Genomic DNA, 13536 nt, shown 5'->3' on the forward strand with positions numbered 1-13536 from the left:
GCAGCAATCGATCCGCTGCAATGCGGCATTTCTTGTTCGGCGCGCCAATAATCCTTTGAAACGCCCGCCCGCCGCGGGGCATGATCAGATCAACGGGCTCGGGGCAATGGCGCCACGGGCCGGACATCTCCCAAAGATTGGGATCAGAGCAAAGCCGCTCGACACCTCGCATCATGCGGGGATTGTCAGCGGCTTTTTTGTTTTTGCCCGGACCCTCCTCACCCTGTCCGGGCCCAGGAAAAAGGGGAACGACCCGTGAGAAAGATCCTGCTTGGCCTTGCCGCCACCACCGCCCTTGTCAGCCCGGGCATCGCCCAGGCGCTGGAGCTTGAGAAAGACGAGCTGACATTCGGTTTCATCAAGCTGACCGACATGGCCCCGCTGGCCGTGGCCTATGAACAGGGCTATTTCCTGGACGAGGGCCTGTTCGTCACGCTGGAAGCCCAGGCCAACTGGAAGGTGCTGCTGGATGGCGTGATCTCGGGGCAGCTGGACGGCGCGCATATGCTGGCCGGTCAGCCGCTGGCCGCGACCATCGGTTTCGGCACCGAAGCCCATATCATCACGCCCTTTTCGATGGATCTGAACGGCAACGGCATCACCGTGTCGAACGAGGTCTGGGACATGATGCGCCCGCATATTCCCTCGATGGAGGATGGCCGCCCGCAGCACCCGATCAGCGCCGCCGCGCTGAAGCCCGTGATCGACGAATTCAGCGCCCAGGGCAAAAGCTTCAACATGGGCATGGTGTTTCCGGTTTCGACCCATAACTACGAACTGCGCTATTGGCTGGCCGCCGGTGGCATCAACCCCGGCTATTACAGCCCCGAGAACATCACCGGCCAGATCGGCGCCGATGTTCTGTTGTCGGTGACGCCGCCGCCGCAGATGCCGGCCACGCTAGAGGCGGGCACGATCAACGGCTATTGCGTGGGCGAGCCGTGGAACCAGGCCGCCGTGTTCAAGGGCATCGGCGTGCCGGTGATCACCGATTACGAGCTGTGGAAGAACAACCCCGAAAAAGTGTTCGGTATCACCGCCGAGTTCGCCGAGGAAAACCCGCAGACCACGCTGGCCGTCACCAAGGCGCTGATCCGTGCCGCCATGTGGCTGGATGAAAACGACAACGCCAACCGTCCGGCGGCGGTCGAGATCCTGTCGCGTCCCGAATATGTGGGGGCCGATTACGAGGTGATCGCCAACTCGATGACCGGCACGTTCGAATATGAAAAGGGCGACAAGCGCGAGGTGCCCGATTTCAACGTGTTCTTCCGCTATAACGCCACCTATCCCTACTATTCGGATGCGGTCTGGTACCTGACCCAGATGCGCCGCTGGGGCCAGATCGCCGAGGCCAAGCCCGACAGCTGGTATGACGAGGTGGCCAAGTCGGTCTACAAGCCCGAGATCTATCTCGAGGCCGCGCGCCTGCTGGTCGAGGAAGGCCTGGCCGATGAGGCGGACTTTCCGTTCGACAGCAATGGCTACAAACCCGCCACCCCGGCCGAAGACGTGATCGACGGCATCCCCTTCGATGGCACCCAACCCAACGCCTATCTCGACAGTCTGCCGATCGGCCTGAAAGGCGCGCAGACCGTGGTTGGAAACGAGGTTCAGGGCTAACCCGCCGGGCCGCCCACGCCCCTGTGGGCGGCCCGTCAGACCCCAGATGGAAGGAACAGGAACATGGCTGCGATCGACTCTGACGCCCTGAATGATGCCGAGGCCCGCGAACAGCGCCGCGCCCGCATGTTTACCCGGATCAACAAGGCGGACCGCTGGTTCACCGTGCTGGGTCTGGCCTGGCTGACCCCGGTTCTGAAAGCCGCCGCCGGCGACAACCCGCGCGCGCAGGCCAAGGAAATCTGGCGCCTGCTGGGCGTGCCGGTTCTGGCGATCTGCCTTTTCCTGCTGGCCTGGGGCGCGCTGGCGCCCAAGGTGCAGACCTCGCTGGGGGCGGTGCCCGGTCCGGCGCAGGTCTGGGAAGAGGTCGTGAACCTGCATGCCGATGCCGAGGCCAAGGCGGATAAGAAGGCCAAGTTCGAAGAGATGGTCGACAAGCGCAACGCCAAGCTGATCGCGGCGGGCCGCGCCGACGAGGCCAAGCAGGTCGCCTTTACCGGCGCGCCCAGCTATTACGAACAGATCTGGACCTCGATCAAGACGGTGTTCTTTGGCTTTCTGATCGCGACGCTGGTGGCGGTGCCGCTGGGCATTCTGGCCGGCCTGTCGCCCAACGCGAATGCCGCGATCAACCCGCTGGTGCAGATCTTCAAGCCGGTCTCGCCACTGGCCTGGCTGCCGATCGTGACGATGGTTGTCTCGGCGCTTTATGCCACCAACGAGGGTCTTTTCGCCAAGTCGTTCCTGATCTCGGCCATCACGGTGACGCTGTGTTCGCTGTGGCCGACGCTGATCAACACGGCGCTGGGCGTGGCCTCGATCGACAAGGATCTGATCAGCGTGTCGAAGGTGTTGAAGATGAACACCCGCACCAAGATCACCAAGCTGGTGCTGCCCTCGGCGCTGCCGCTGATCTTTACCGGGCTGCGCCTGTCGTTGGGCGTGGGCTGGATGGTGCTGATCGCGGCCGAGATGCTGGCGCAGAACCCGGGCCTGGGCAAGTTCGTCTGGGACGAATTCCAGAACGGCTCGTCCAGCTCTCTGGCCAAGATCATGGTGGCGGTGTTCACCATCGGGATCATCGGCTTCCTGCTGGATCGCGTGATGTATGCGCTGCAGTCGCTGTTCACCTTCACGAATAACCGGTGATCGCCATGGCCATGATTTCCTTCAAGAATGTCAGCAAAAGCTATGGTGAGGGTGTCCATACCCACCATGTGCTGAAGAACATCAACCTCGATGTGCAAGAGGGCGAGTTCCTGGTTCTGCTGGGCTTTTCCGGCACCGGCAAGACGACGCTGATCAACCTGATGGCGGGGCTGGATCAGCCCAGCCGGGGCGAGGTCACCTTTCGCGGCAAGCCGATCACCGGCCCCGGCCCCGAGCGCGGTGTGATCTTTCAGAACTACTCGCTGATGCCGTGGCTGACGGTGGCGGGCAATGTAGGGCTGGCGGTCGATACGATCTTTCCGGGCCTGCCCAAGGCGGAACGCGCGGCCAAGGTCGCCCATTACGTCAAGATGGTGGGGCTGAGCCACGCCGCGACGCGTCGCCCGGCCGAGCTGTCGGGCGGGATGCGCCAGCGGGTGAACGTGGCGCGGGCGCTGGCGATGAACCCCGAGGTTCTGTTGCTGGACGAACCGCTTTCGGCGCTGGATGCGCTGACGCGGGCGAACCTGGCCGACGAGATCGAACATATCTGGGAGGCCGACAAGAAGACCTGCGTTCTGATCACCAACGACGTGGATGAGGCGATCATCCTGGCCGACCGGATCATCCCGCTGAACCCCGACGGCACCTTGGGCGAGGCCTTTGCCGTCGATATCCCGCGCCCGCGCGACCGGATCGAGATGAACCACCACGACGGGTTCAAGGCCCTGCGCGCGCAGGTGACGAATTACCTGATGGACGTCGGTATCGATGCCCGCAGCGAGGGCAGCCGCATCCTGCCCGATGTCACGCCCATTCACGGCGTGCCGGCAGCGGTGGTCGAGGCCCAGGCCGGGCTGATCGACGAGCGCTATCTGGATTTCTCGCAGCTGCACAAGATCTATCCCACGCCCAAGGGGCCGCTGACGGTGGTCGAGGATTTCGACCTCAAGGTGAACCGGGGCGAATTCATCAGCCTGATCGGCCATTCGGGCTGTGGCAAATCGACGGTTCTGACCATGGCGGCGGGGCTGAACTCGATCTCGAAAGGGGCGATCAAGCTGGATGGTCGTCACGTGATGGGCGCCGATCCCGAACGCGCGGTGGTATTCCAGTCGCCCAACCTGTTTCCGTGGCTGACCGCCAAGGAAAACGTGTCGATCGGGGTCGACAAGGTCTATCCCCGCGCCAGCCGGGCCGAGCGTCAGGACGTAGTGGAATACTACCTCGAACGCGTCGGTCTGGGCGATGCGATGGATCGCCCGGCGCATTCCATGTCGAATGGCATGAAACAGCGGGTCGGCATCGCGCGGGCCTTTGCTCTGTCGCCCAAGCTGCTGCTGCTGGACGAGCCGTTCGGGATGCTGGACAGCCTCACCCGGTGGGAGCTGCAAGAGGTGCTGATGGAGGTCTGGTCGCGCACCAAGGTCACCGCGATCTGCGTCACCCATGACGTGGACGAGGCGATCTTGCTGGCCGATCGGGTGGTGATGATGACCAACGGGCCGCAGGCCACGATCGGCAAGATCACCGAGGTCGACCTGCCGCGCCCGCGCACCCGCAAGGCACTGCTCGAGCACCCCGATTACTATCGGTATCGCCAGGAGGTTCTGGATTTCCTTGAGGAATACGAACACGGCGCAAAACCCAAGACACAGGCACAGGCCAAGCCGGCCGTAGCTGCGGAGTGATGAGATGACCCAGAAACTTGTGATTATCGGGGCGGGCATGGCTTCGGGCCGGGTGATCGAGCATCTGCTTGATGCCGATCCGGCGGCCTTTGACATCACCCTGTTCAACGCCGAGCCGCGCGGGAACTACAACCGCATCATGCTGTCGCCGGTTCTGTCGGGCGAAAAGACCTATGAGGATATCGTTACCCATTCCGACGACTGGTATGCCGAGAACGGTGTGACCTGCCGCTTTGGCGAGCATGTCGTCAAGATCGACCGCGACCGCAAGGTGGTGGTCGGCCAGCAGGGTGAGGTGGCGTATGACAAGCTGATCATCGCCACCGGCTCGGCCCCGTTTGTCATTCCGGTACAGGGCAGGGATCTGCCCGGCGTCATCACCTATCGTGATCTCGACGATACCAACGCCATGATCGAGGCCTCGGAAAAGGGCGGCAAGGCGGTGGTGATCGGCGGCGGGCTGCTGGGGCTGGAGGCCGCGGCGGGCTTGCAGATGCGCGGGATGGAGGTCACCGTTCTGCATCTGACGGCTCATTTGATGGACCGCCAGCTGGACGAGGCTGCCGGCTATATGCTGCGCCGCGATCTGGAACGCCGCGGCATCACCGTGATGACCCGCGCCTCGACGGCGGCGATCCTGGGGTCTGATCGGGTCGAAGGCGTGATGCTGGAAGACAGCACCGGGTTGCAGGCCGATCTGGTGGTCATGGCCGTGGGCATCCGCCCCGAAACCCGTCTGGCCACCGATGCGGGCATCGAGGTGGCGCGTGGCATCGAGGTCGATGCCCGGATGCGCAGTTCCGACGCCGATATCTATGCCGTGGGCGAATGTGTTGAATTCGACGGCCAGCTCTTTGGCCTTGTGGCGCCGCTTTATGATCAGGCCAAGGTTCTGGCGGCCGATCTGCTGGGCCAGGATGCGGCATTCGTGCCCAAGGAGCTGTCGACCAAGCTCAAGGTCACCGGTTGCGATCTGTTCAGCGCCGGCGATTTTGCCGAGGCCGAGGGCCGCGAGGACATCGTGTTCCGCGACCCCGCGCGCGGGGTCTACAAGCGCCTGGTGCTGGAAGGCGGCCGACTGGTCGGGGCGGTGATGTATGGCGATACGGCCGACTCCAACTGGTTCTTTGGCCTGATCCGCGATGGCGCGGATGTGCAGGACATGCGCGAGACGCTGATCTTTGGCCCCGCCTATCAGGGAGGGGGCGCCTCGGACCCTCTGTCAGCCGTTGCAGCATTGCCGCCTGAGGCAGAGATTTGCGGCTGTAACGGCGTGTGCAAAGGCGCGATTGTCGAGGCGATCAATGGCGGCGCCACCGATTTGGGCGCGATCCGGGCCGTGACCAAGGCCAGCGCGTCTTGCGGCACCTGCACCGGGCTGGTTGAACAAGTGCTGGCGGTGACGCTGGGCGACGATTTTGTCCTGCCGACGGCCACGCCGGTCTGCGGCTGCACCGATCTGACCCATGAGGACGTGCGCCGCCTGATCAAGTCGCAAGAGCTGAAATCGCAGCCTGCCGTCTGGCAGGAACTGGGTTGGAAAACGCCCAATGGCTGTCATGTCTGCCGCCCGGCGATCAACTATTACCTGCTGGCCGAATGGCCGCTGGAATATGCCGATGATCCGCAGTCGCGGTTCATCAACGAACGCAAGCACGCCAACATCCAGAAGGATGGCACCTATAGCGTCGTACCGCGCATGTTCGGCGGCATGACCACCCCGGCCGAGCTGCGCGCCATTGCCGATGCGGCCGAGAAATACAACGTGCCCACCGTGCATGTGACCGGCGGCCAGCGGATCGACCTCTTGGGCGTTCGGGGCGAAGACCTGCCCGCAATCTGGGCCGATCTGAATGCGGCGGGGATGGTGTCGGGCCATGCCTATTCCAAGGGCCTGCGCACGGTGAAAACCTGTGTCGGCAAGGATCACTGCCGCTTCGGCACCCAAGACAGCACCGGGCTGGGCATCAAGCTGGAAAAGGCGCTGTGGGGGTCGTGGACGCCGCACAAGGTCAAGCTGGCCGTGTCGGGCTGCCCGCGCAACTGCGCCGAGGCCACCTGCAAGGATATCGGGGTGGTCTGCGTTGACAGCGGCTATCAGATCGGCGTGGCCGGCGCCGCCGGCATGGATGTGAAGGAAACCGAGCGTCTGGCCGATGTCGCGACCGAGCAGGAGGTGATGGATCTGACCATGGCCTTCATGCAGCTGTATCGTGAAAACGCCAAGTATCTGGACCGTCCCTATAAATGGGTGGCCAAGGTGGGGCTCGACTGGGTCAAGGAACAGGTGGTCGAGGACGAGGCCAACCGCAAGGCGCTGATCGAGCGGTTCCTGATCTCGCAATCGGTCTATCAGAAAGACCCCTGGGCCGAGCTGGCACAGCCCAAAGCCGCCGCTGCCTTTTCCCCCATTGCCAATCTCATGCAGGAGGCCGCCGAATGAGCTGGATCGACATCGGACATATCGACGACGTGCCCCTGCGCGGCGCGCGGATGGTGAAAACGCCGGTGGGCTGTATCGCGGTGTTTCGCACGGCGCCCGAGGAAATCTTTGCCGCCTCGAACAGTTGCCCGCACAAGGGCGGCCCGCTGTCCGAGGGGATCGTGCATGGGCAAAAGGTGACCTGCCCGCTGCATAACTGGGTGTTCGATCTGAATACCGGGCAGGCGCAGGGCGCCGACGAGGGGCAGATCGACGTTTATCCGGTGCGGCTGGACGGGGGGCGGATCCTGCTTGATGGCGCCTCGGTCGGACTGCGGAGAGCCTCGTGATGGATGGGGGCGGTGATGTCGATATCCGATCGACCTGCCCCTATTGCGGGGTCGGGTGCGGGGTGTTGCTGCGCGCGGATGGCCAGGGCGGGCTGACGGTCAAGGGCGACCCCGACCATCCGGCGAACTATGGGCGGCTCTGCTCCAAGGGCTCGGCGCTGGGCGAAACGCTGGGGATGCAGGGGCGTCTGCGGCATCCGGTGATCGACGGCCGGGCGGCCGACTGGGACGTGGCGCTTGACCTGGTCGCCGACCGGTTTCGCCAGACCATCGCCCAGCACGGCCCCGACAGCGTGGCCTTTTACGTTTCGGGCCAGTTGCTGACAGAGGATTACTATGTCGCCAACAAGCTGATGAAAGGGTTCATCGGCTCGGCCAATATCGATACCAATTCGCGGCTGTGCATGGCCTCGTCCGTGGCCGGACATCGCCGCGCCTTTGGCACCGACACGGTGCCGGGCACCTATGAGGATCTGGAAGAGGCCGATCTGGTTGTGCTGACCGGGTCGAACCTGGCGTGGTGCCACCCGGTGCTGTATCAGCGCCTGTTGGCGGCCAAGTCGCGCCGTCCGGGTCTGCAGGTGGTCGTGATTGATCCACGCCGCACCGCCAGCTGCGATATCGCCGATCTGCACCTGGCGCTGGCGCCGGGCAGTGACGCGGCGCTGTTCAATGCGCTGTTGGCGCAGATCGACCGCGCCGGGGCGACTGATACGGATTTCCTGCGCCATGTCGCCGGGTTTGACGACGCGCTTGCCGCCGCGCAGGCCTCTGACCCCGCCATGACGGGGTTAAGCGCGCAAGAGATCGACCAGTTCTGCGACCTGTGGATCGGCGCGGAAAAGGTGGTCACGATCTATAGCCAGGGCGTCAACCAATCCAGCTCGGGCACCGACAAGGTGAATGCGATCCTGAACTGTCATCTGGCCACGGGGCGGATCGGCAAACCCGGCATGGGGCCGTTTTCCGTCACCGGGCAGCCCAACGCGATGGGCGGGCGCGAGGTCGGCGGGCTGGCCAACATGCTGGCCTGTCATCTGGATCTGGAGAACCCGATGCATCGCGCCGCCGTAAAGGCCTATTGGCAAAGCCCCGCGATCCCGACCGGGGCGGGGCTAAAGGCGGTCGACATGTTTCGCGCCGTGGGCGACGGGCGGATCAGGGCGCTGTGGATCATTCACACCAACCCGGCCGTGACGATGCCCGACGCGGGCGCGGTGCGCGCGGCGATCAAGGCCTGCCCGTTCACCGTGGTATCGGACATCACCCTGGCCAGCGATACGGCGCAGCTGGCGGATGTGGTTCTGCCGGCCACGGCCTGGGCCGAAAAGTCGGGCACCGTCACGAATTCCGACCGCACGATCAGCCGCCAGCGCCGCGCCTTGCCCGCGCCCGAGGGCACGCGCGACGACTGGGACATCATCGCCGATGTCGGGCGGCGCATGGGCTGGCGCGCGGCGTTCGACTATCGCCACCCGGCCGAGATCTTTCGCGAATATGCCGCGCTGTCGGGTGTCGCCGGATCATTGGGCCGCGATTTTGACATCTCGGGCCTGAGCGATCTGGACAACACCGCCTATGACGCCATGGCACCGGTGCGCTGGCCCGTGACGACCACCCGGCAGGGCGGTCGCTTTTTTGCTGATGGTGCGTTCTACCACGACGACGGCAAGGCCCGGATGATTGCGGTTGCGCCGCGACTGCCGGTCTCAAACCCCGGGCCGCGGCATGGTTTTCGCCTGAACACCGGGCGCATCCGCGATCAGTGGCACACGATGACACGCACCGCTCTGTCGCCGCGCCTGTCGGCCCATCTGGCCGAGCCTTTCGTCGATCTGCACCCCGAGGATGCCGCGCGTCTGGGTATCGGCCCGGCCGATCTGGTGCGCCTGTCGAATGACCGTGGGCAGGCCTTGCTGCGTGCGCGGATTTCCACCGCGATGCGTCCGGGGCAGGTCTTTGCGCCGATGCACTGGACCGGCGACACCGCGCCCGCCGCACGGATCAACCTGCTGGTGGCACCGGTCACCGATCCGGTATCGGGTCAGCCCGAAAGCAAGGCCAGCGTGGTCGATGTGACCCGGATGCAGGCGGCCTGGTATGGCTTTGCGGTTTCGGCGGGCGAGTTGTGGCCCGTGGGCGACTATTGGTCCCGTGCGCGCACCCGCGCCGGCTATCGCGCCGAGATGGCGGGCTATGAGGCGCCCGAGGATTGGGAAGAAACCGCGCGGCAGATTTTTGGCCTGCCCGATGCCGAGATGCAGGTGCTGACCGATCCGGCGCGCGGCACCGCGCGTCTGGCGCTGCACATGGGCGGGCGGTTGCAGGCGGCGCTGTTTGTGTCGCCCCAGCCGGTGGCGGTCATGCGCGACTATCTGGCGGGGCTGCCGGGCAGTGACGCGCCGCAGGTGCTGACCGGGCGCGCGCCCGCCGATCTGCCCGATCCGGGGCCGGTGCTGTGCGCCTGTTTCGATGTGGGCATCAACACCATTCTGACCGCCATCGAAGAGCGCGGCCTGATCTCTGTCGAACAGGTGGGCGCGGCACTGCGGGCGGGCACCAATTGCGGCTCTTGCCGGTCCGAGATTGCGGCGCTGTTACCGGCGGCCACGCCCCAGGCCGCGCAATAGGAGGCAGGGATGAAAAGCTTTCCGATGTTCATTCGCACCACGGGCCGCAAGGTCGTGGTGGCCGGCGGGGGCGAGCAGGCGGCGCAAAAGCTGCGGCTGATACTCAAGACCGATGCCGAGCTGGTTATCGCCGCGCCAGAGCTTGACCCCGAGCTGGCCGCGTTGGTGCACCAAGGGCGGGCGCGGCATGTGGGCGGGCCAGTCACGCCCGATCTGTTTCGCGATGCGGCCTTTGCCTTTATCGCCACGGGCTGCGCGGGCGCGGATGCCGCGCTGCATGGCCTGGCACAGGCGGCGGGTTGCCCGGTCAATGTGGTTGACCGGCCCGACCTGTGCGACCTGACCACGCCGTCGCTGGTCGATCGCGACCCGGTGGTGGTGGCGATCGGCACCGAGGGAACGGCGCCCGTTCTGGCGCGCCAGATCAAGACCGATATTGAACAGATGCTGGCGCCCAATCTGGGCGGTCTGGCCGCGCTGGCCGGGCGGCTGCGCGACAGCGTTTCGGCGCATGTGCCCCGCGAACGGCGCCGGGCCTTTTGGCGCTGGGTGTTTGGCGATGCGCCGCGCCAAAGCTGGACGCGTGGTGCCGAACGCGATGCCGCGCGCCTGATCAAGGACGCCGTGGCCGCCGGGGCCGCGCCGGGCGACAGGGCCGATGGCCTGATCTCTCTGGTCGGGGCGGGGCCGGGCGCGCGCGATCTGCTGACGCTGCGCGCGGTGCAGCGCCTGCAAGAGGCGGATGTGATCTTTTACGACCGATTGGTCGACCCCGAGGTTCTGGAGTTGGCGCGTCGCGACGCCGAGCGGGTGTTCGTGGGCAAGGTCGTGGGTGCCTCTGCCTGGCCGCAGGAACGGATCAACGCGCTGATCGTGGCCGAGGCCCGCAAGGGGCGGCGCGTGGTGCGGCTGAAATCAGGTGATCCGGGCATTTTCGGCCGCGCCACCGAAGAGCTGGACGCCGCGCGCGATGCCGGGATCGAGGCCGAGATCGTGCCGGGTGTGACGGCGGCCTTTGCCGCGGCTGCGGCGGCTGGCATGTCGCTGACCGAAAGGGGTGTCTCTGATGCGCTGGTTCTGGCGACGGGGATGGCGCGCGAGGGAGACCCCTTGCCCCAGGCCGCGCGACTGGCCGGGCCCGGGACGACGTTGGCCTATTACATGTCTGTGGCGCAGGCCGGGCGGATTCAGGACGGCCTGATCGCACAGGGGCTGGGGGCCGAGGCTCCGGTAATGATCGCGACCGAGGTTTCAAAGCCGGGGCAGGAAATCCTGCGCTGTGAACTGGGCGCGCTGGCCGACACGATTGCGGCGCGGGGTGTCAGCGGCTGCGCGATGATCCTGGTCACATGGCCCAAGGCGGCGCAGATAAAGCATGACAGTAACTTGGTCGGGCTGGTATAATGTGTGACGCATCGACGAGGTCCGACCGGCATGAATCTGCCCCTTTCCGAAGACTTGCGCCCCGGCGGGGCGATCCGGCAGGTTCTTGAGGCCGACCCGCCGCGCGCGACCCGTTTCATCGTCACGATATACGGCGATGCGGTTGTGCCGCGCGGGGGCACGCTGTGGATGGGCACGTTGATCGAATGCTGTGCCTGGCACGGCCTTAGCGAAAGCCTGGTGCGCACGGCGGTGTCGCGCCTGGTTGGGGCGGGGCGTCTGGTGGGCGACCGGATCGGGCGGAAAAGCTATTACCGGCTGACCGAGGCTGCGCGCGGGGAATTCGCCCACGCGGCACGGTTGCTTTATGCGCCGCCGCAGCAGCCCGAGGGCTGGATGCTGTTGATCGGCGCGCCGGATGACGGATGCGACCGGCCCTGGGCCAGCCTGGGGCAGGGGCAGTGGATCGCGCCCGCGCGCTGTGATCTGACGATGCCGCCCGGTATTGCTATGGCGGGGGATGCGATTGCGGGCGAGGGGGCGTTGCCCGACCTTGCCCACCGTCTGTGGCCGCTGGCCGAGGTGGCGCAGGCCTATCAGGATTTCATCGACGGCTTTACCCCGGTGCTGGACCGGATCGAGGCCGGTCAGACCCCGGGCGGCGCGGGTGCGCTGGCGTTGCGGCTGCGGCTGGTCGACGCCTATCGCCAGGCGGCGCTGGCCGATCCTCGGCTGCCGGCGGGGGCATTGCCGGGCGGCTGGCCTGCCCAATCCGCGCGCCGGCTGTTCGGGCGGATTTACCTGGCCCTGGCCTCGGCGGCCGACGCACATATTGGCGACAGTTTTTTCGATTCGGAGGGCACCTTACCCGCCCGAAGCGCCGAGACCGATCAGAGGTTGGCGTTGCTGCGGGCCGAGGTGTCTGTTTAAGTCTCTAAAAAGCAAAGGTTAATTCTGGCCGCATAAAAACATCACAATGAGATGCAAAAAACTTCTTTGAGCGTGATGTTTTGTTGTTTATAAAGTGACCGAGCGGTCGGTTAATAAAATACCCGACTACTGACCAAAGGGAGGACTACATGTCAGACGCGTTTATCTGCGATGCCGTTCGCACGCCCATCGGCCGTTATGGCGGGGCCTTGTCGTCGGTTCGCGCAGATGATCTTGCCGCGGTGCCGATGCGGGCGCTGAAAGAGCGCAATGCCGGCGTCGACTGGCAAAGCATCGACGATGTTATCCTTGGCTGCGCCAACCAGGCCGGCGAAGACAACCGCAACGTGGCGCGCATGGCGACGCTGCTGGCGGGTCTGCCGATCGAGGTTCCGGGCACCACCGTGAACCGGCTGTGTGGCTCGGGCATGGATGCGATCGGCCTGGCCGCGCGCACCATTCGCGCCGGCGACGGGCAGCTGATGATCGCGGGCGGCGTCGAAAGCATGAGCCGCGCCCCCTTTGTTGTCGCCAAGGCCTCTAGCGCGTTTTCGCGCAACGCCGAGATGTATGACACCACCATTGGCTGGCGTTTCAAGAACCCGCTGATGCACAAGGAATTCGGCACCCATTCGATGCCGGAGACCGCCGATAACGTCGCCGCCGATTTCAACATCAGCCGCGCAGACCAGGACCGGTTCGCGATCAACAGCCAGGCGCGCTGGGACGCGGCGCAAAAGGCCGGGATCTTTGCCGAGGAAATCGTGCCGGTGATCATCCCCCAGCGCAAGGGCGACCCGATCGTCGTCGATACGGACGAGCATCCGCGCCCCAGCACCACGCTGGAAAGCCTGGCCAAGCTGCGCGGCGTTAACGGCCCCGACCTGACCGTGACCGCGGGCAATGCCTCGGGCGTCAATGATGGCGCGGCCGCGGTGCTGGTGGCATCTGAGCAGGCCGCCGCCGCCAACGGGCTGACCCCCAAGGCGCGGGTTGTCGCCATGGCCGCCGCCGGTGTGCCGCCGCGCATCATGGGCATCGGTCCGGTGCCCGCCGCGCGCAAGGCGCTGGCGCTGGCCGGTCTGTCGCTGGATCAGATGGATGTGATCGAGCTGAACGAAGCTTTCGCTGCGCAGGGCCTGGCGGTTCTGCGCGAACTGGGCCTGCCCGACGATGCGCCGCATGTGAATGCCAATGGCGGCGCCATCGCCATGGGCCATCCGCTGGGCATGTCGGGCGCCCGGTTGGTTTTGCACGCAACCTATCAGCTTCACCGCACGGGCGGGCGCTATGCGCTGTGCACCATGTGTGTGGGTGTGGGCCAGGGCATCGCCCTGATCCTTGAACGCGTCTGAGGA

9 protein-coding genes are annotated in these 13536 nt (G+C 65.4%); all 9 read left to right on the forward strand.

The features are described 5' to 3' along the window. Nucleotides 1-255 precede the first annotated feature (255 nt). Nucleotides 256-1623, forward strand: a complete 1368-nt coding sequence (locus OE856_RS11915; protein WP_263716352.1) for a CmpA/NrtA family ABC transporter substrate-binding protein — start codon at nt 256-258, stop codon at nt 1621-1623. A gap of 63 nt (nt 1624-1686) precedes the next feature. After that, nucleotides 1687-2772, forward strand: a complete 1086-nt coding sequence (locus OE856_RS11920) for an ABC transporter permease (RefSeq protein ID WP_263716353.1) — start codon at nt 1687-1689, stop codon at nt 2770-2772. A gap of 5 nt (nt 2773-2777) precedes the next feature. Further along, nucleotides 2778-4463: an ABC transporter ATP-binding protein gene (locus OE856_RS11925; RefSeq protein ID WP_263716354.1), complete on the forward strand. Its 1686-nt coding sequence runs from the start codon at nt 2778-2780 to the stop codon at nt 4461-4463. Nucleotides 4464-4467: 4 nt separating this feature from the next. After that, nucleotides 4468-6906 (forward strand): nitrite reductase large subunit NirB, encoded by a 2439-nt coding sequence (nirB, locus tag OE856_RS11930; protein WP_263716355.1) that lies wholly within the window; start codon nt 4468-4470, stop codon nt 6904-6906. Further along, nucleotides 6903-7235, forward strand: coding sequence for a nitrite reductase small subunit NirD (nirD, locus tag OE856_RS11935; protein ID WP_263716356.1), 333 nt, complete (start codon nt 6903-6905; stop codon nt 7233-7235). The genes nirB and nirD overlap by 4 nt, the downstream gene beginning before the upstream one ends. Next, nucleotides 7235-9865 (forward strand): nitrate reductase, encoded by a 2631-nt coding sequence (locus OE856_RS11940; protein ID WP_263716357.1) that lies wholly within the window; start codon nt 7235-7237, stop codon nt 9863-9865. Before nirD ends, OE856_RS11940 begins: the two co-directional genes overlap by 1 nt. A 9-nt stretch (nt 9866-9874) precedes the next feature. Then, complete coding sequence (gene cysG, locus OE856_RS11945) at nt 9875-11269, forward strand: siroheme synthase CysG (RefSeq protein ID WP_263716358.1); 1395 nt, start codon at nt 9875-9877, stop codon at nt 11267-11269. Nucleotides 11270-11299: 30 nt separating this feature from the next. Beyond that, on the forward strand, nt 11300-12178 hold the full coding sequence (locus tag OE856_RS11950) for a PaaX family transcriptional regulator C-terminal domain-containing protein (protein ID WP_263716359.1): 879 nt from the start codon (nt 11300-11302) through the stop codon (nt 12176-12178). A 149-nt stretch (nt 12179-12327) separates the two neighbouring features. Next, a complete protein-coding gene (gene pcaF / locus OE856_RS11955) occupies nt 12328-13533 on the forward strand; it encodes a 3-oxoadipyl-CoA thiolase (protein WP_263716360.1) in 1206 nt (401 codons plus the stop codon). Nucleotides 13534-13536: the final 3 nt, after the last annotated feature.

This window comes from Actibacterium sp. XHP0104 (assembly GCF_025751515.1).
Classification (GTDB): domain Bacteria; phylum Pseudomonadota; class Alphaproteobacteria; order Rhodobacterales; family Rhodobacteraceae; genus Actibacterium_D.

What these genes read in the sequence shown, in the direction of transcription:
- OE856_RS11920 (WP_263716353.1), top strand. Translation starts at nt 1,687, where the DNA reads ATGGCTGCGATCGACTCTGACGCCCTGAATGATGCCGAGGCCCGCGAA.
- OE856_RS11925 (WP_263716354.1), top strand. Translation starts at nt 2,778, where the DNA reads ATGGCCATGATTTCCTTCAAGAATGTCAGCAAAAGCTATGGTGAGGGT.
- nirB (WP_263716355.1), top strand. Translation starts at nt 4,468, where the DNA reads ATGACCCAGAAACTTGTGATTATCGGGGCGGGCATGGCTTCGGGCCGG.
- nirD (WP_263716356.1), top strand. Translation starts at nt 6,903, where the DNA reads ATGAGCTGGATCGACATCGGACATATCGACGACGTGCCCCTGCGCGGC.
- OE856_RS11940 (WP_263716357.1), top strand. Translation starts at nt 7,235, where the DNA reads ATGGATGGGGGCGGTGATGTCGATATCCGATCGACCTGCCCCTATTGC.
- cysG (WP_263716358.1), top strand. Translation starts at nt 9,875, where the DNA reads ATGAAAAGCTTTCCGATGTTCATTCGCACCACGGGCCGCAAGGTCGTG.
- OE856_RS11950 (WP_263716359.1), top strand. Translation starts at nt 11,300, where the DNA reads ATGAATCTGCCCCTTTCCGAAGACTTGCGCCCCGGCGGGGCGATCCGG.
- pcaF (WP_263716360.1), top strand. Translation starts at nt 12,328, where the DNA reads ATGTCAGACGCGTTTATCTGCGATGCCGTTCGCACGCCCATCGGCCGT.